We start from the raw sequence: 17,792 nt of genomic DNA on the forward strand, positions 1-17,792 counted from the left end.
CTAAATCCTTAATTCCCTCTCCCTCTGGGAGAGGGAGGGAGCGGCGAAGCCGCGGAAGGGTGAGGACAGGGTGTCGGCGTGCGCTGCCCTCACCCTTCCCACCCGGCTGCGCCGGGCGGGCCCCTTCCCTCTCCCAAAGGGAGAGGGCGTTTCTCGTTACGCAGCCACCGCCACGGGGGCGAAACTGCGCGCGCCGTCGCTCAGTTTCTGGACGAACTCGGCGATGTGCGCTTCCTCGATCACCAGGGGCGGCAGCACGCGGACGACGTTCTCGCCCGCCGACACCGTCAGCAGCCCGTGATTATCGCGCAGATGCGCCACGAAATCGCGCGCGACGACCGCGTCCTTGAGCTTGATCCCGAACATCAGCCCCTTGCCGCGCAGGCTGTCGAACATGTCGTCATGATTGGGCATCATCTGCTCGACCGAGGCGCGCAGCCGGTCACCCATCGCGGTGACATGGTCGAGAAAGCCCGGCTCGAGCATAACGTCGAGGATCGCCTCGCCCGCCGCCATCGCCAGCGGGTTGCCGCCATAGGTCGAGCCATGCGTGCCGAACACCATGCCCTTCGCCGCTTCCTCGGTCGCGAGGCACGCGCCGAGCGGGAAACCGCCGGCGATGCCCTTGGCCGAGGACAGGATATCGGGGGTGACGCCGTAATGCTCATACGCCCACATCTTGCCGGTCCGGCCATAGCCGCACTGGACCTCGTCGAGCACCAGCAGCAGGCCATGCTCGTCGCATGCCTTGCGCAGGCCCTGCAGGAATTCGGTCGTCGCCGCCGAGACGCCGCCCTCGCCCTGGATCGTCTCGACCATGAAGCCCGCGGTCGTATCGTCGATCAGCGCGAGCGCCGCCTCGAGATCGTTGAACGGCGCATAGGCGAAGCCCGGCAGCAGCGGCTCGAAGCCGTCGCGCATCTTGGACTGGTTGGTCGCCGAGATCGCCCCCATCGTGCGCCCGTGAAAGGCGTTGTTGAAGGTGATCAGCGTGGTGCGCTGCGGATCGCCGGTGACGAAATGATAGCGCCGCGCGGTCTTGATCGCACATTCGACCGCTTCGGTCCCCGAATTGGTGAAGAACACCGTGTCGGCGAACGAATTCTCGACGATCCGCTGCGCGAGATGCTCGCCCTGCGGGCTGCCATAGAGGTTCGACACGTGCATCAGCGTCGCTGCCTGCTTGGCGATCGCCTCGACCAGTTTGGGGTGGCCGTGGCCGAGCGCGTTGACCGCGATGCCGGCGGCGAAATCGAGATATTGCTCGCCTTGTTCGCCGTACAGATAGCAGCCTTCGCCTCGCACCGGGCGTACGCCGCACCGCGGGTACACAGGCATCAAAGCGGGGGTCGACACGGGCCGTCTCCTGAAAAAGCAAAAGGGCGACCCAACCGGTCGCCCGAGTCCCGTTTTACGAAGATGCCGCCGCAAGCGCAACACCGTGCGGCAACCCGCGGGTTATAGGCCCGGACGAGGCTATTGCGACGGACCGACCGGCGCGATCTTCATGCCGTCGTGGAGTTGATCGACTCGCGTCAGCGCGACCCATTCGCCCTTCTGCAGCCCTGCGCTCACGCCGATGCCGTCGGGCGTCTGTTCGCCGAGCGTCACCGCGCGCCGCTGCACCCGCGCGCTCGCCAGATCGACGACATAGACCGCCGCCGCGCCGCTATGCGGGCCGAGGATCGCGCTTGGCGGGACCGCGAGCATCGTCGTGCCGGCGCCCTTGGCGATGATCCGCGCGCTGGCGGACTGGCCGGCGGCGAAGCGCGAATCGCGGGGCAAGGTGATTTCGACCTCGGAGGTCGCATCCTTCCCCGGTGCGATCTTCACGACGCGGCCGACGACGACGTCATAGGCGAAAGCGGGAAAACGGACCTGCGCGGTCGCGCCGAGCGTCACGCGCGCCGCGGCATCGGCCGGCAGCGTCGCGATCAGGCTGAAGCCGTTGGGCGCGCCCTTCGTGCTTGGGACCGCGCGGCCCGGAATGGCCTCGGCAGCGCGCGCAACGACCTTGCCCGGCCCTGTGACGGTTGCGGCAAAGACGGTGCCGCCGACCTGCGCCATACGGACCTGCGGGGCTTGTGGGGCCTGCGGCGCTTGCGCGGTCGCTGACTGGCGCGGCTCCGGCTTGCCGCACGCAGCGACGAGCAGGCCCATTCCCAATCCGATCCAAATCCGCATCGCCGACTCCTCTTGGCCGGGCGATACGCGATTCGCCTGCAAAAGAAACGCCCCTTAGTTCTTGATCTTCCAGCCTGAGCGCAGCAGCGCGTAGCACAGGATCCCGAGCGCGACGTCGATTGCGAAGATCACTGCGCCGCCGACCAGGACGGGCGAATCGGCGGTGCCGAGGAAGCCGTAACGGAAGCCCGAGATGATGTAGAAGAACGGGTTCACATGGCTGAACGCGCGGAAGGCGGGCGCGAGCGTATCGACCGAATAGAAGGTGCCCGACAGCAGCGTCAGCGGCGCGATCACGAAGTTCTGGACTGCCGCGGCATGATCGAACTTCTCCGCCCAGATCGAGGTCAGCACGCCGACCAGCGCGAGAAACGCCGAGCCGAGCAGCCCGAACCACAGGATCGCGAGCGGGTGATGCGGCACGATATGGACGCCCGGCCACAAGGCCATCGCGAGCGAAACGGCGAGCCCGACGCAGATCGCGCGCGTCACCGCGCCACCGACCATCGCGACGAGCAATTCGGCGGTCGACAGCGGCGGCATCAGATAATCGACGATCGTTCCCTGGATCTTGCCGACCAGCAGCGAGAAGCTCGCATTGGCAAACGCGTTCTGCAGCATCCCCATCACGATCAGCCCGGGCGCGATGAAATCGGCGAAGGGAACCGCGACACCGCCAACCATCACGGGGCGTTTTCCGCCGGTCGCGACGGTGAAAATGATCAGAAACAGCAGGGTCGTGATCGCCGGCGCCCAGATCGTCTGCAGCTGCACCTTGAAGAAACGGCGCACCTCCTTGATATAGAGCGTTCGAAGACCGCCCCAATTGACATTCCGGATGACCGGAACGCCGGGAGCGTTCATCATTGGACGAATTTCGCCGATTGGGGGCTGGCTGCTCATGGGGGTGTCGCTAAAGACTGCCGCCGCCGCCCGCAACCCCGGCATGACGATTGGGAAAATTGAATGAGCTGGACCGACGAACGCATCGATACGCTGCGCAAAAGATGGGAAGCAGGCCAGACCGCGAGCCAGATCGCCGAGGAACTGGGTGGCGTCAGCCGCAACGCCGTCATCGGCAAGGCGCATCGCCTTGGCCTGCAGTCGCGCCCCTCGCCGGTGAAGCCGAACGATCCTGCCGCCACCGCCGCAGCACCTGCGCCGACGCCAGCGCCCGCTCCGGCAGCGCCGCCCAAGGCCGCAGCCCCGCCCGCGCCGGCACCCAAGCCAGCCCCCCCTGCCCCGCGTCCTGCGGTCGTCGCAGCGCCCCCGGTCGCTGAGGTCGAGGACGAGGAAGAAGAGGAAATCGCAGTCGAGGCCGATAGCGACGACGACACCGACGAGGCCGACGCCGCGCCCGCCGTCGTGCGTCCCGCGCCCCCGATCCTGCGCTCGGTCGGCCCCGGCGGCTTCCTGCGCCAGGCGCCCGGCGAGCAGCAGGCGCCGATCACGCCCGCGCCGCCGCGCCGTCTCGTGCCGGCCAAGCCCTCGCCCGAAATGGCGGGCAAGACGACCTTGCTCGATCTCAACGACAAGATCTGCAAATGGCCGATCGGTCACCCGGGCGAGCCCGACTTCCACTTCTGCGGCGACAAGGTGAACCCCGGTTTCCCGTATTGCGTCGGGCATTGCGGCCATGCGTATCAGGCGCAGCTCCCGCGCCGCGATCGCCGCCCTGCGCCGCCGCTGCCGTTCGGCGGCCCGCGCGCACGCTGATCGCTTTCTAGCGGATACAAAAAAGGGGCGCTCGGCAGATGCCGGGCGCCCCTTTTTCTTTACTTCGTCACCCCGGCCCTGTGCCGGGGTCCACCGTGCCGCGCGAACCGCCAGGGCAGACCAGGCGTCCCGGTAGACCCCGGGACAAGCCCGGGGTGACGGTCGAAGAATTCTAGAAGCGGAAGTTCGCCGTCGCGCGGACGGTGCTCCAGCGGAACTTCGGATCATTGCGACGGAAGTCGGTGCCCGTGGTGTTGGGCGCGAGCACGAACGGGTTGGTCGCCGGCCCCGTACCGCGCGTCACGCGGACGCGGTAATCGTCGTCGTTATACTGGTTGTATAGATACTCGAGACCGATCGAGAAGTGACGACCGAGCTTCTGCTCGATGCCGCCGCCTGCGACGAAGCCCCACGCGTCATGCTTGCTGCCATTGTCGGCAAAGGCATTGGCGGTGTTGCTCGTGGTGAAGCTCGAGCTGGTCTTGGCATAGGCGCCGCCGCCGGTCGCGTAGAACAGCGTCTTGTCGAACGCATAGCCGGCGCGCAGGCGGGCATTGGCGTTGAAATCGATCTTGCGCGTCATCGTGTAGCTGGCGGGCGTGGTGCTGAACGCCGAGACGCTGTCGCGCACTTCGCTCTTGCCGAACTCACCGACGACACCGAACACGAGATGGCCATACTGCTTGTCGAAGCCGATGCGGCCCGAATAGCTGATATTGTCCTTGTCGTTGGTGCAACCCGTCAGCTTCCCGCTGCTGGTCGCGCGACCGTTGCAGAAGCCGGCGCCGGGCTGCGCAGTGGTCGGAGCGAAGGCGTTGGCGCCGGTCGCGGTGACGACGGATTCGGTGAACGCGCCGTCGAGGTTGCGGTCGAAAAGGATCGCCGAGCGCGTATCGTTGGGCTGCGCGTCGAAGCCGACGGTGCCGCCGACATACAGGCCGTCGAACGGCTTGGGATCGGCTTCCTGCGCCATGGCGGGGCTGGCGAACGCGAGGCCGGCAACGAGCATCGTCGCGGCGGAGAGCAGAGATTTGGTACGCATGGAAACTCCTGAACAGCTGGATCAGCGCCGGAGAGACGTGCGAAGGGACGCTTTGGCCGCATCAACATGAACATTCTGTCATGTTGATGTTAATATATCACACTGGTTTCGTATGACGCGGCAGTTGGCAGCGGCGCCACCGCGGCCCTATAGCGGTACCATGTCCGAAGACCTGTTCGCCGCCACCCCGAAACATCAGCCGACCGATTATGACGCTTCCTCGATCGAGGTGCTCGAGGGGTTAGAACCCGTCCGCCGCCGGCCTGGCATGTATATCGGCGGCACCGACGAGCGCGCCTATCACCATCTCGCCGCCGAAGTGCTCGACAATGCGATGGACGAGGCGGTCGCGGGCCATGCGACGCGGATCGAGATCGAGCTGCATGTCGGCAACAAATTGGTGATCGTCGATAATGGCCGCGGCATGCCGGTCGACCCGCATCCCAAATTCCCCGGCAAGTCGGCGCTCGAAGTGATCATGTCGATGCTCCATTCGGGCGGCAAGTTCGAGGGCAAGGCCTATGCGACGAGCGGCGGCCTCCACGGCGTCGGCGTCAGCGTGGTCAACGCGCTGTCGAGCGACACGGTGGTCGAGGTCGCGCGCAACCGTGAGCTCTACCGCCAGCGCTTCTCGCGCGGCGAGACGCTGGGGCCGCTCGAGCATGTCGGCGCCGCCCCCAACCGGCGCGGCACCTCTGTCAGCTTCGTCCCCGACGAGCAGATCTTCGGGCCCGAGATGCACTTCAAGCCGGCGCGGCTCTACAAATTGGCGCGCTCCAAGGCGTATCTGTTCGCCGGCGTCGAGCTGCGCTGGAAATGCGCGCCCGAGCTGATCAGCGACGACACGCCGGCCGAGGCGGTGTTCCAATTCCCCGGCGGCCTCGCCGACCATCTGCGCGAGCAGATCGGCACGCGCGAATGCGCGACGACCGACTTCTTCGTCACCCGCCAGGATTTCCCAGGCAGCGCCGGTCGCGTCGAATGCGCGGTCGCCTGGCCGCTGTGGAGCGACGGCTCATACAGCTGGTATTGCAACACCATCCCGACCCCCGACGGCGGCACGCATGAGGCTGGCCTGCGCAACGCGTTGGTCAAGGGCATCCGCGCGTTCGGCGAGCTCGTCGGGCAGAAGAAGGCCAAGGACATCTCGGCCGAGGACATCATGACCGGGAGCGAGCTGATGCTCTCGGTCTTCATCCGCGAGCCGCAGTTCCAGAGCCAGACCAAGGATCGGCTCTCGAGCCCCGAGGCGACGCCATTGGTCGAGAAAGCGGTGCGCGACCATTTCGACCATTTCCTCAGCAACAATATGGAGCGCGGCAAGGCGCTGCTGACCTATGTCATCGAGCGGATGGACGAACGCCTCGCGCGCAAGGCCGAGCGCGAGGTCAAGCGCAAGACCGCCACTAGCGCGCGCAAACTCCGCCTGCCGGGCAAGCTCACCGACTGCGCCTCGGCCGGCCCCGAGGGCACCGAGATCTTCATCGTCGAGGGCGATTCGGCCGGCGGCTCGGCCAAGCAGGCGCGCGACCGCAAGACGCAGGCGATCCTGCCGATCCGCGGCAAGATCCTCAACGTCGCCTCCGCCACGATGGCGAAGATCGCCGGCAATTCGGAAATCGCCGATCTGATCCAGGCGCTCGGGTGCGGCACACGGAAGACCTGCGTCGCCGAGAACCTGCGCTACGAACGCGTCGTCATCATGACCGACGCAGACGTCGACGGCGCGCATATCGCGACGTTGTTGATGACCTTCTTCTTCCAGGAAATGCCCGAGATCGTGCGCGCTGGGCACGTCTATCTCGCACAGCCGCCGCTCTATCGGCTCACCTCTGGCACCAAGAGCCTCTACGCGATGGACGACGCGCACCGCGAGTTGCTCGAAAAGACCGAGTTCAAGGGCAAGAAGGTCGAGATCGGGCGCTTCAAGGGTCTCGGCGAGATGAACCCGATGCAACTGCGCGAAACGACGATGGACCCCAAGTCGCGCGCGATGCTGCGTATCACGCTGCCGCAGGAATATGAGGGCCGCGCGGTGACCAAGGACCTGGTCGACCGGCTGATGGGCACCAACCCCGCGCACCGCTTTGCCTTCATCCAGGAAAACGCCGCACGGCTCGACGAGGCGGCGATCGACGCCTGAGCGTTGCAGCGGCGGTCTTTGTTGCCCTGCAAGCGACGGACGCGCAACGATTTCCGCTTGTGCTATCCTGCGCTACTCTCCGCCAGCCGTGCCGTGCGGCAGGAGACGAAACGTGATTCGCAGCTTCGCATTGGCCCTGGCGCTGGTCGCATCCACCCCGCCCGCGCTCGCCCAGACGGCCCCGGCGGCGGCCCCGACACCGAGCGATCCGCTACGGATGCGCGCCGAGGCGCTGCTCGGCATCCTCGCCGGCGGCGGCGATACCGCGACGAGCTTCGACCCGACCTTCCTCGCGCAACTGCCCGACGCCAGGATCCGCGCGGTCGCCAAGCAATTGTCGGATGGCTTCGGCCAACCGCTGGCGATCGAAATGCTGACCGCGGCGACACCGCAAAAGGCGCTGATCGCGGTGCGCTACGCACGCGGCACGGTCGCGATGACGATGGTGATCACACCTGCGGCGCCGTATCGGATCATCGGTCTGTTGGTCACTGGCACGACATCGGGCGAGGCGGCGCTCGACGCGATCGCGGCGACCGTCGCCACCCTGCCCGGCACCGCAGGCTTCTCTGTCGCGCGGCTCGGCGATGGCGCACCGCAACCGCTCGGGGCGAGCAAACCCGACACCGATTTCGCGATCGGCTCTGCGTTCAAGCTCGCCATCCTCGCCGAGGCGATCCGTGCGACCAATGCCGGTGAACGGCGGTGGGACGATCTGGTGACGCTCGACGGCGCGCCCCTTCCGGGCGGTCTTTACACCGCGAAACCGGCGGGCACCAAGGTGACGCTGCGCGAGCTTGTGCAGAAGATGATCTCGGTCAGCGATAACAGCGCCACCGACGTGCTGCTCGCTGCGCTCAGCCGCGCCAAGGTCGAGGCGATGCTGCCGGTGATCGGCTGGCACCATGCCGCGCGCAACCGCCCCTTTCTCAGCACGCTCGACATCTTCAAGCTCAAGGGCACGCCGGGCGGCGCGCTCGGCAAGCGCTGGCTGACGCTCGACGAACGCGGCCGTCGCGCGCTGCTCGCCAAGGAAATCGCCGCGACGCCTTTGAGTGCGATCGACCCGCGGATGTTCCAGCGGGGCGTGCCGGTGATGCTCGACATCGAATGGTTCGCGAGCCCCGCCGACCTGGTCCGCACGATGGACTGGATCCGCCGCAACACCGAGACCGGCCCCGGCGCCGAGGCGCGCGCGATCCTCGCGATCAACTCCGGCATCGGCCCGGCGCAGGCGGCGCGCTGGGGGTATGTCGGTTACAAGGGCGGGTCGGAGCCGGGCGTGATCGAGATGACGCTGTTGCTGCGCTCCAAGGCGGGCGGCTGGTATGCGCTGGCGGCGAGTTGGAACAATCCCGCGGCCGCAGTCGATGAGGCGCGTTTCGTGGGGCTGGTGAGCCGGGCTGCCGACTTGATCGCAAGCCACGAATAAAGGGGCCATATTCCGCGCATGTCGGGCGCGTGAGCGCTGGACCCGACGCAAAAGCCGACATACGCTGTGGCACGATTACGATGGGGGACGCTGCGATGGTTCGACTGCTCTGGCTCCTCGCACTGACCGCCGCGACCCCCGCGGCTGCGCAGCAGGCCAAGCCCGTGCCCACCACCGGCCCCGACATCGTGGTGACGGGAGCCTCGCTCAAGGACGCGGAGGCCGCGCTCGCGCGCTGCCTCGAGCAGCATTGCCCGCCCGACCGCGATATCGCCGCAACGCTCGCGGTTGCCGAAACGCAGTTCGTCGCGGGCGACTATCAGGCCGCGCGCACGGTCATGCTCAAATCGATCGGCCGCAACCAGCGTCATGCCAAGAGCTACCCGGTCGCGGTCTCGGACCTGCTGCGTGCCCATTCGCGCGTCGCGGCGCATCTCGGCGAGCAAGGCGCGTATCGCTCTGGCGCGCTCGACGTCATCAGCGCGCTCAAGGCGGGTATGCCCGAGACCGACCCGCGCGTGCTCGACGCACGCATCGAACTTGCCGATGCTTATTTGAAGACCGGGCGGTCCGACGGCGCGATCGATCTGTATCAGACCGTCGCGCACCGGGCGCACGATCTTCAACTCGCGCAGGTCGAGGGCAATGCGCTGCTGCGCGTCGCCGCGGCTTATATGGCGATGTCACAGTCTCGTAACGACGCATTTTTCTCGGCCGCGCTCACGGCGTGCGACAAGGTTATGGCGCTGCACGATCCGGCGGCTGCGCCGTTCGTTGGTGCAGCGAGGCTGTTGAAGGCCAAACTCGCCGTCAAAAAGGGCGATCCGGGGGCGATCGACCGGCTGGTCGATACCTATCGCACGCTTGCAGTCGATGCGAAGATCCCGATCCTGCTCTATGCGCCCAAAATCCAGCAACCCGAATTGTCGGGCCGCGAAACCGCGGATGGGGAGACGCTCAACAAGATGGCGATCGGCGATTTCGAAGGGCAATGGGTCGATGTCGGCTTCGAAATCGACGCTAACGGAAAGACCAGCGATGCCGAAGTGCTCCGCCAGAGTCCGACGCTTTCGGGCAATTGGATCAAGCCGATCCTGACCGCGATCGCCGGGCGCCGCTACGCCCCGCTCGCGACCGGCAGACAGGCGATCCCCCGCGTCGAGCGCTATACCTATACTGCGGGCTGGACGACGATGACCGGTTCGCGGATCCGCGTCCGCTCGCCGATCCCCACGATCGAGATTCTCGACCTGTCGCGCAACCCACCGCCGGCCGAGCCCAAACCGCGTTAGCGCCGCATCCGCGCCTGATGATATTTCGCCCGCACGACGATCCCGGCGAGCAGATGCAGCGCCGCCACACCGAGCAGGAACAACGGCAGGATCATCGGCACCTGCGGCCAGTAGCGCGCCCGCAAAGCGGCGAGCAGCGCGCCCGCGACGGCGAGCGCGACGCCCATCCAGCGGATCGGCCGCGCGACCATGCGCAGCTCGGCCTTGTAGGCGGCGCGCTCTACAGGGTCGTTGAGATTGGGCGGCGGCGCGGCGGCCTGGTCTTGTGTCATCGATCGGTCCATTCGCTGGCAAGCAGGCCCCACAGGACGGTGTCGCGGATGCCGATATGCGTTTCCCACTCGGCTCGCAGCAGACCCTCGCGCTGGAAGCCGAGCGTTGCGAGCAGCGCGTTGGAGGGCGTATTGTCTGGGTCGGTATCGGCGAACACGCGGCGCTGCCGCTCGACGCGGAAGAGCTGGTCGAGCACCGCACGCACCGCTTCGCGCGCAATGCCGCAGCCCCAATGCTCGCGGGCGAGCATGTAACCGATCTCGCAGACGTCAATGCGCTTCTCTCCGACCCAGACGAAGCCGATCGCGCGATCGTCATCGGTAAGAGTTATCGCCCAGGCGCGCCACGTGGCGTCGCGTTCGGGCGGCTTGGTGAGCTCGGCACGCGTCTGTTCGACCGAGTCATGGGGTGCAGTCGACCAATAGGTCATCGCGTCGACATCGGCGAAGATGGGAAACAACGCGTCGGCATCGTCTGGCGTCCGCTCGCGCAGGCGCAGCCGAGCTGTTTCCAGAACCGGCACCGACCTCATGTGGTCAGCGCGGCGACGAGCGTCTTGACCTTCTTCTGGCGCCATTGCGGCGTCGGCGCGACGAGCCAATAGCCGAGCCGGTAGGCCTTGGCCTCGCCCAACGCGACGACGCGCCCGCTCGCGAGATCGGTGGCGGCGAGCAGTTCGGGCACGGTCGCGCGCCCCAGCCCTTGCGCCGCGGCATCGAGCGCGAGCCCGGCATCGCCGACGCGCACCAGCGACGGCGACTCGTCGTCGATACAGCCGGGCCAGGCAATCCGCGTATCGACCCCGCCGCCGGCGCGCTCGACCGTAACCATGCCGGCCGAGGCGATCGCCTCGCCCTCATGCCCGCCCGGGCCATCGCCCCAGCGGATCGCGAGATCGAGATTGGCCTCGGTGAAGTCGATCGTCTCGTCGGCCGAGATCAGCACAAAGCGCAGCTCGCCATCGGCGCGCGCGATATCTGCAAGGCGCGGCATCAGCCACTTCTCGGTCAGGTCGCGCGGCGCGGCGATCGTCAGCGACTTGCTCGTCTGGCCGGCCTGCATCGCGCGGACGGCTTCTTCGAACTGCAGGAAACCGTGGCGCAGCGGCGCGAGCCCGGCCTCGCCCTCCGGCGTCAGTTCGAGCCCCTTGGTGGTGCGGCGGAACAGCACGACGCCGAGCGTATCCTCGAGCGCACGGATCTGCTGCCCGACCGCGGCGGGGGTCACCGCGAGCTCGTCGGCAGCGCGGGTGAAGCTCAGGTGCCGCGCGGCGGCATCGAGCACGCGCAGGCCGTTGAGCGGGAGATGCGTGCGTTTCATGTCTCGCTCCCCTCCCGCAAGCCGGAGGGGCTGGGGGAAGGAAGTGCCTTATTCGAAGCGCTGCGCCTGAGGCACGCCCCTCCCCTAACCCCTCCCGCAAGCGGGAGGGGGATAAGCGCGCGCGCCCTCACGCCCCCACCGCAGGCGCGAGCAAGGCGAATTTCGGGATATCGACGTCGAACGCCGAACCGTCCTCGGCGATCATGCGATAGCTGCCGAGCATCGAGCCGGTCGGCGTCGAGAGCGGGCAGCCCGAGACGTAATCGAAGCTCTCGCCCGGCGCGATCATCGGCTGCTCGCCGATCACGCCCTCGCCCTCGACCGAATGGCGCGCGCCGCGGCCATCAGTGATGATCCAGTTCCGCGTCAACAGCTGCACGCCCATCACGCCGGCATTCTCGATGCGGATATGATACGCCCAGAACCAGCGCCCGCGCGCCGGCTCGGACTGTTCGGGCAGGAAACTGACCGCGACGCGGACGACCACGCCGCGCGTCTCGGCAACGTAGGGAAACAGCGCCTTCACAGGCCGACCGCCGTCAGCGCCTGATCGAGATCGTCGATCACGTCCTGCGCATCCTCGAGCCCGACGTTCAACCGCAGCAGCCCCTCGGTCACGCCCATTTCGAGGCGCTTGTCCTCGGCGACACCGTAATGCGTGGTCGATGCCGGATGCGTCATCAGCGAGCGCGAATCGCCGATATTGTTCGAGATATCGACGAGGTTGAGGCCATCGAGCAGGCCGTGCGCCTGCTTGCGATCGGCGACTTCGAACGCGAAGATCGGCCCGCACGCGTCCATCTGCGACATCGCGAGATTGTGCTGCGGGTGGCTGGCAAGCCCCGGATGGAGGATACGCGGCACGCGCGATTCCAGAAACGCACCGACCTTGAGGCTGTTCTCGCTCTGCCGGCGGATACGCAGGTCGAGCGTCTCGAGCCCCTTGAGCACCACCCAGGCGTTGAACGCGCTGAGCGTCGGCCCGGTGTTGCGCGTGAAGGGCAGCAGCGTGTTGGTGATGAAATCCTCGGTCCCGCACACCGCACCCGCGAGCACGCGCCCCTGCCCATCCATCATCTTGGTCGCGCTATAGGCGGTGACGTCGGCGCCGAACTCCATCGGTCGCTGGAGCGCGGGCGTTGCAAACGCATTGTCGACCACCGAGGTGATGCCACGCGCCCGCGCAATGTCACAGACCGCTTTGAGGTCAACGATATCCATCGTCGGGTTGGCAGGCGTTTCGAAGAAGAACACCTTGGTGTTCGCCTTCGCCGCATCCGCGAACTGCTGCGGATCGCGCGCGTCGACGACGGTCGTCTCGATCCCGAATTTGGGGAGCAGCGTATCGACCAGCCAGCGGCACGAGCCGAACGCCGCGCGGCCCGCGACGACATGGTCGCCGGTCTGCAACTGGCACAGCAGCACCGCGGTCATCGCCGCCATGCCCGTCGTCATCGTGCGGCACGCTTCCGCGCCTTCGAGCAGCGCGATGCGGCCCTCGAGCATCTCGACCGTCGGGTTCTGCAACCGCGAATAGGTCATGCCCTGCTGCTCGCCGGCAAACCGCGCGGCAGCGTCGGCGGCGCAGTCGTACGCATAGCCCGAAGTGAGGAAGATCGCCTCGGACGTCTCCCCGAATTCGCTGCGGGCGGTACCACCCCGCACGGCTTGCGTAGCGGGGCGCCATTGGCGCGTGATGCTCTGGTCCTGGCCGGTGCGACGTTTCATGGGCGTTGCTTTGCCGGGGGCAAGGGTGGTGCGTCAATGGGGTGCGCGTGTACGCGCTTGAAAGCCACGCTGTTCGGCTGGATAGAAAGGCGGGTGAGCCCCCCCTCCCCCAAAACCGCGACCAGCCCGTATCGCGCGGCGGCGCTGATCGCGCTGCTCGCGCAGCTGCTGTTCAGCTATCGCCTGACGGTCCCGACCAAGCTGATGTTCGACGAGGTCCATTACGTCCCCGCCGCACGGATGCTGATCGCACTGTCGGGGCCGCGCAACATCGAGCATCCGTTGCTCGCCAAGGAGATCATCGCGGGCGGCATCCTGCTGCTCGGCGACAACAGCCTGGGGTGGCGCTTCTTCTCGACGCTCGCCGGCACCGCGACGGTGCTCGGCGTATTCGCGATCGTGTGGCTTATGCTCGGTCGCGTGCGGCCCGCAGTGTTCGGCGCGCTGTTCGCGCTGTTCAATTTTACCGTCTTCGTCCAGGCGCGGATCGCCATGCTCGACGGCTTCATGGCGGCGTTCACGCTGCTCGGCGTCGCCAGCCTGCTCTGGGCGATGCGCGCCGAAACGTCACGCGGCGCGTGGGGCCGCTGGATCCTGGGGAGCGTGCTGCTCGGCCTCGCGGTCGCGGCGAAGTGGATCGCAGCGCCGTTCGTGGCCTATGCCGCGATCGGTTTCGTCGTCGTGCGGCTCGCCGAGGCGCAGCGCACCGGCCGCTCGGTCTATGCCGCGCTCAACGCCCAACCGGCGCGGGGGCGGCACCGCCACTGGCCGGGCATGGCGGCGATCCCGGCGATCCTCATGCTCGGCGTGGTGAGCATCGCGACCTATTTCGCGACCTTCGCGCCGGCCTTCTTCTACACGATCGAACCGCTGACATGGCGCACGCTGTTGCCGTTCCAGCTCACGATGTACGGCCAGCAGACGCAGGTGCTCCCATCCCACACCTATCAGTCGCGCTGGTGGAGCTGGCCTCTGATGCTCCGCCCGATCTGGTATCTCTACGAACGCACCGACGGCGCGCAGCGCGGCGTGCTGATGATCGGCAATCTCGCCATCCTGTGGGGCGGGCTCGTCGCCATCGCGGCGTGCCTGTATCGCGGGGTGCGCGCGCGCGATCTGCGGTTGCTCGCGGCGGCGGGGTTATGGATCGGCAGCTATGTCGTGTGGATCGTCATCCCCAAATCGCTCGGCTTCTTTTATTATTATTATCTGCCGAGCATCTTCCTGTGCGTCGCGCTCGCGGTGGCGCTCGACCGGTTCCGGCGGGGGCGGCAGTGGGACATGGCGGTGCTCGGTGCCGCAGTGGCCCTGTTCGCGGTCTTCTATCCGATCCTTTCGGGGGTCCCGTTATGGGGACCGAAGGCGTTCCGGGTGTGGACCTGGTTTCCGAGCTGGGTCTAGCCAGCCCGTATTCGCCCCGCAGCCCTTCAGCAGAACCCCGTCATCAGAACCCCGTCTCAGAACCCCGTCTCAGAACGAGGTCCAGTCGTCGCCGCCACCTGCGGCGACCGCGATCGCAGGCATGGCTCGCGCCGGTGCCTTGGCCGGGCTCGGCAGCTTGGCCGGGCGCGCGGGAGCGTGCGCCGCTGGCGCCGCGGCCGGACGCGCATGCTGGTGCCCGCCGCGACCGATCGTGAATTTCGCGGTCTGCTGCGCAAGCCCGACGGCTTCGGACGCGAGGTTTCGGGCCGAGGCCGACGCCTGTTCGACCATCGCGGCATTTTGCTGCGTCGCCCGGTCCATCGAATTGACCGCGGTGGTCACCTCCGTCACGCTGGTCGACTGCGCCAGATTGTCGGCGGCGATGTCGGCCAGCAGCCTGTGGACTTCGCCGACGTCATTGGAGATGTCCGACAGCGCGCCGTCGACCTGCTGGACACGGCTGACCGCGGTGCCGATTTCGGCCTGGGTCGCGGTGAGCTGTTCGCGCGCATGGCCGGCTTCTTCCTCGGCACGCATCGCGAGCGCCGAGACGAGATCGGCGACGACCGCGAATCCCCGCCCGGCATCGCCGGCACGCCCGGCCTCGACCGCGGCGTTCATCGCCAGCACACGCGTCTGGAACGCGATCTTGTCGAGCCCCTCGATCACGTCGTCGATTCCCTTCGCGCTTTCGCTGACGCGCAGCATTGCCTGGACCGACTCGTCGGTGACCGCGCGACCGCTCGCGACGGTCGTCATCGCGCCGTCGGCACGATCGACGGTGCGCGCCGCGGCGCTCGCCGTCGCCTGCAGCCGCTTGTCCATCTGGGCGATCGCCGCCGCCGTCTCCTCGAGACTTGCGGCAGTATTCTCGGTCCTCCGCGCCAGATCCTCGCTCGCATGCGCGATCTCGTCGGAGCCCGTCCGGATCGTCGCAGCGCTTTCGGCGACCGAACCGATCAGCGTCCGCAACGTGCCGACCGCGCTGTTGAAATTGTCCTTGAGCCCAGTGAACGGGTGCTGAAGGTCTGCATCGACCGTCGCGGTCAGATCGCCCTCGGCCAGCGCGGTAAGCGCGGTGCCGAGGCTTTCGACGATGAGCTGCGCTTGCGCGCGTTTCGACGCCTCGGCCGCCTGCAGCTGATCGCGGAACGCCAGCATCGCCTTGGCCATGTCACCCAGTTCGTCGCCGCGATCGGCACCGGCCACCGCGACGTCGAGGTTACCGCTCCCCAACTCGCGCATCGTCCCGGCGAGGATTTCGATCGGGCGAACGACCCGGCTCGTCGCCATTCGCACAAAGGCAAAGGTGCCCGCGACCCCGACCGCCAGGACGATCACGAGCAGGACCATCGCATAGGTGCCGAGCTTCCTGGCGTTGGCGGATGTCTCCTGGGCATGCGCGATGATCGCGTCGGATGCCTTGCCCATCGAGGTTTCGAGGATGCGGAATTGGACGAAGAAGGCTGGCAGGTCGCGCTTTGCCGCCGCTGGATCGTTTTCGGACTCCGTGAAGATGCGCGCCGCCGCGTTGGCATAGGTCTCCATCGGCGCGGCAAGCTGCGATGTCACCGCCTCGACGTCGGCCGAACCTCGATACGCCGCATCGGCCGCGATCCCCTTGCGGAGCTCTTTCACATGGTCGTCGAAATCGGCCTGGATGTCCTTGCGCTTGAGCCCGCTTTGCGGATCCGCCGCCTGCAGGATCGCCAGAATGTCGGAGCGGACGGCATCGTGCATCATGTCGGCCAATTCATGGTTGGCGAGCAGCGATGCCGCTTCATCCTGTCGGGCGAAGGAACTCGATTGCAACCACGCAGCGCCGATTCCGGTGCCGCCGCACACGACCATCAAGGCCAACAAGGCGGCGCCCGACAACCGGATCGCTCGGCTGAGCGACATCTGGCTGCGTACCTGCATCATCGTTGAGGAAGTCATCGACCCGCGCACTCCGTCCAAGGGGGAATTCATCCTATAATAGGAAGAACTACCCCAGTCGGGCGATTGATGATGAAGATAGCCTATAAACCTCTGATTTTCTGGTACTTTATCGCTGCAATAGGCGGTTGGACAGGCCCCGCGCTCGCTCAATCCCCCGCGGCGGAAACGACACCGCCGCCGCGCGCGATCACGCTCGACGGTCGCTATGTCTTCGACGTCATCGACGTGGCGGCCGGCGGCGACAAGCGTGGCGCGGGGGTGCTCGGCAATCTCGAGCTGACCGCCGAGGGCGATTTGGGCCGACTGGTCGGCTGGCGCGGCGCACGCGTTCACGTCCATCTGCTGAGCAATCACGGACGCGCGATGAACGATTTTGCGGGCACCTTGCAGGGCATCGACAATATCGAAGTCGCCGACGGCCGCACCAAGCTTTACGAAGCGTGGATCGAGCAAGGTTTCGCGAACGATCGGCTCTCGCTGTTGGTCGGCCTGTCGGATCTCAACGCCGATTTCTATCAGAACGACGCCGCAGGATTGTTGATCGCTCCGGCGTTCGGAATCGGTTCGGAATTCGCGGCGACCGGCCCCAATGGCCCGTCGATCTTCCCGTCGACGGCGCTCACCGCCCGGCTCAATATCGCGGTGACGCCGTCTGCCTATCTGCGCGCCGCCGTCGTCGATGCGCGCGCCGGTGTCCTCGGGGACGACGACGGCGTCGATCTGACGATGCAGGAAGGCGCGTTGCTGATCGCCGAGGGCGGCAGCACGCGCGGCGGTGGCAAGCTCGCGCTCGGGCTATGGCAATACACGCGGCGACAGGACGATCTTTACGCGGTCGATCTGACCGGCGCGCCGATCCGCCGGATCGCGCGCGGCGCCTATGTCCTGCTCGATCAACGCCTGTCGGGGAGCGATGCGCGGGGCCTCTCCATGTTCGTGCGGGCCGGCGTGTCCGACAGTGCGACGACGCCGTTTCGCGGCGGGTTCCAGGCAGGTCTGCTCGCGAACGGGATCATCCGGGGGCGGCCCGACGGGCAGCTCTCCATTGGCGTGGCGCATGCGCTGCTGTCCTCGGGCATGAAGGCGCAGTTGCGCGACGCGGGCGATCGTCCGGGCGCGGGCGAAACCGGACTGGAACTGACCTATCAGGACCGCGTCGCACCCTTCCTGTCGGTCCAGCCCGACGTGCAATATATCCGCCGGGCCCATGGCTCGGGCACGGCGCGCGGCACGCTGGTCTTCGGGTTGCGGATCATCGCGGCGTTCGCGCGCCGATGACGGCCCGCGGAAAGCGACGTG

General features: G+C 67.0%; 16 protein-coding genes. 6 read left to right on the forward strand and 10 right to left on the reverse strand.

Annotated elements, in window-relative coordinates:
- Positions 1–156: 156 nt before the first annotated feature.
- From EAH76_RS09635 to EAH76_RS09645, 3 genes are all read right to left on the reverse strand, one after another.
- Positions 157–1,356: an aspartate aminotransferase family protein gene (locus EAH76_RS09635; protein WP_140849992.1), complete on the reverse strand. Its 1,200-nt coding sequence runs from the start codon at positions 1,354–1,356 to the stop codon at positions 157–159.
- 120 nt (positions 1,357–1,476) lie between these two features.
- Positions 1,477–2,184, reverse strand: coding sequence for an efflux RND transporter periplasmic adaptor subunit (locus EAH76_RS09640; protein WP_140849993.1), 708 nt, complete (start codon positions 2,182–2,184; stop codon positions 1,477–1,479).
- Positions 2,185–2,238: 54 nt separating this feature from the next.
- A complete protein-coding gene (locus EAH76_RS09645; RefSeq protein WP_431357978.1) occupies positions 2,239–3,087 on the reverse strand; it encodes an ABC transporter permease in 849 nt (282 codons plus the stop codon).
- A 63-nt stretch (positions 3,088–3,150) separates the two neighbouring features.
- Between EAH76_RS09645 and EAH76_RS09650 the strand changes: the two genes are divergently transcribed.
- On the forward strand, positions 3,151–3,900 hold the full coding sequence (locus tag EAH76_RS09650; protein WP_140849994.1) for a GcrA family cell cycle regulator: 750 nt from the start codon (positions 3,151–3,153) through the stop codon (positions 3,898–3,900).
- A 172-nt stretch (positions 3,901–4,072) separates the two neighbouring features.
- On the opposite strand, the gene EAH76_RS09655 is transcribed toward EAH76_RS09650, so the two are convergent.
- A complete protein-coding gene (locus EAH76_RS09655; RefSeq protein WP_140849995.1) occupies positions 4,073–4,942 on the reverse strand; it encodes an outer membrane protein in 870 nt (289 codons plus the stop codon).
- A 160-nt stretch (positions 4,943–5,102) separates the two neighbouring features.
- On the opposite strand from EAH76_RS09655, the gene parE reads away from it, so the two are divergent.
- The 3 genes from parE (at position 5,103) to EAH76_RS09670 (ending at position 9,809) form a co-directional block, all read left to right on the forward strand.
- Positions 5,103–7,085, forward strand: a complete 1,983-nt coding sequence (gene parE, locus EAH76_RS09660) for a DNA topoisomerase IV subunit B (RefSeq protein ID WP_140849996.1) — start codon at positions 5,103–5,105, stop codon at positions 7,083–7,085.
- A 112-nt stretch (positions 7,086–7,197) separates the two neighbouring features.
- Positions 7,198–8,517 (forward strand): serine hydrolase, encoded by a 1,320-nt coding sequence (locus EAH76_RS09665; RefSeq protein WP_241659616.1) that lies wholly within the window; start codon positions 7,198–7,200, stop codon positions 8,515–8,517.
- 95 nt (positions 8,518–8,612) lie between these two features.
- The gene (locus EAH76_RS09670; protein WP_140849998.1) at positions 8,613–9,809 is read left to right on the forward strand and encodes a tetratricopeptide repeat protein; all 1,197 of its coding nucleotides are present in this window, start codon (positions 8,613–8,615) and stop codon (positions 9,807–9,809) included.
- Here EAH76_RS09670 and EAH76_RS09675 read toward each other — a convergent pair.
- The 5 genes from EAH76_RS09675 to EAH76_RS09695 form a co-directional block, all read right to left on the reverse strand.
- Positions 9,806–10,081 (reverse strand): hypothetical protein, encoded by a 276-nt coding sequence (locus tag EAH76_RS09675; RefSeq protein WP_140849999.1) that lies wholly within the window; start codon positions 10,079–10,081, stop codon positions 9,806–9,808. The genes EAH76_RS09670 and EAH76_RS09675 overlap by 4 nt on opposite strands.
- The gene (locus EAH76_RS09680) at positions 10,078–10,614 is read right to left on the reverse strand and encodes a GNAT family N-acetyltransferase (RefSeq protein ID WP_140850000.1); all 537 of its coding nucleotides are present in this window, start codon (positions 10,612–10,614) and stop codon (positions 10,078–10,080) included. The genes EAH76_RS09675 and EAH76_RS09680 overlap by 4 nt, the downstream gene beginning before the upstream one ends.
- Positions 10,611–11,402 carry a LysR family transcriptional regulator gene (locus EAH76_RS09685; RefSeq protein ID WP_140850001.1) on the reverse strand — a complete coding sequence of 264 codons (792 nt, stop codon included), beginning with the start codon at positions 11,400–11,402 and terminating at the stop codon, positions 10,611–10,613. Before EAH76_RS09685 ends, EAH76_RS09680 begins: the two co-directional genes overlap by 4 nt.
- Positions 11,403–11,529: 127 nt before the next feature.
- A complete protein-coding gene (gene apaG / locus EAH76_RS09690; protein ID WP_140850002.1) occupies positions 11,530–11,928 on the reverse strand; it encodes a Co2+/Mg2+ efflux protein ApaG in 399 nt (132 codons plus the stop codon).
- Positions 11,925–13,130 (reverse strand): trans-sulfuration enzyme family protein, encoded by a 1,206-nt coding sequence (locus EAH76_RS09695; protein ID WP_140850003.1) that lies wholly within the window; start codon positions 13,128–13,130, stop codon positions 11,925–11,927. Before EAH76_RS09695 ends, apaG begins: the two co-directional genes overlap by 4 nt.
- Before the next feature lie 93 nt (positions 13,131–13,223).
- On the opposite strand from EAH76_RS09695, the gene EAH76_RS09700 reads away from it, so the two are divergent.
- Positions 13,224–14,531, forward strand: a complete 1,308-nt coding sequence (locus EAH76_RS09700) for a phospholipid carrier-dependent glycosyltransferase (RefSeq protein WP_241659617.1) — start codon at positions 13,224–13,226, stop codon at positions 14,529–14,531.
- A gap of 69 nt (positions 14,532–14,600) precedes the next feature.
- On the opposite strand, the gene EAH76_RS09705 is transcribed toward EAH76_RS09700, so the two are convergent.
- Entirely contained in the window at positions 14,601–16,490 is a 1,890-nt protein-coding gene (locus EAH76_RS09705; protein ID WP_241659618.1) for a methyl-accepting chemotaxis protein, read from the reverse strand.
- 72 nt (positions 16,491–16,562) lie between these two features.
- Between EAH76_RS09705 and EAH76_RS09710 the strand changes: the two genes are divergently transcribed.
- Positions 16,563–17,771: a carbohydrate porin gene (locus EAH76_RS09710; protein WP_241659619.1), complete on the forward strand. Its 1,209-nt coding sequence runs from the start codon at positions 16,563–16,565 to the stop codon at positions 17,769–17,771.
- Positions 17,772–17,792 lie beyond the last annotated feature (21 nt).

This window comes from Sphingomonas glacialis (assembly GCF_006439055.1).
Classification (GTDB): Bacteria; Pseudomonadota; Alphaproteobacteria; order Sphingomonadales; family Sphingomonadaceae; genus Sphingomonas; species Sphingomonas glacialis_A.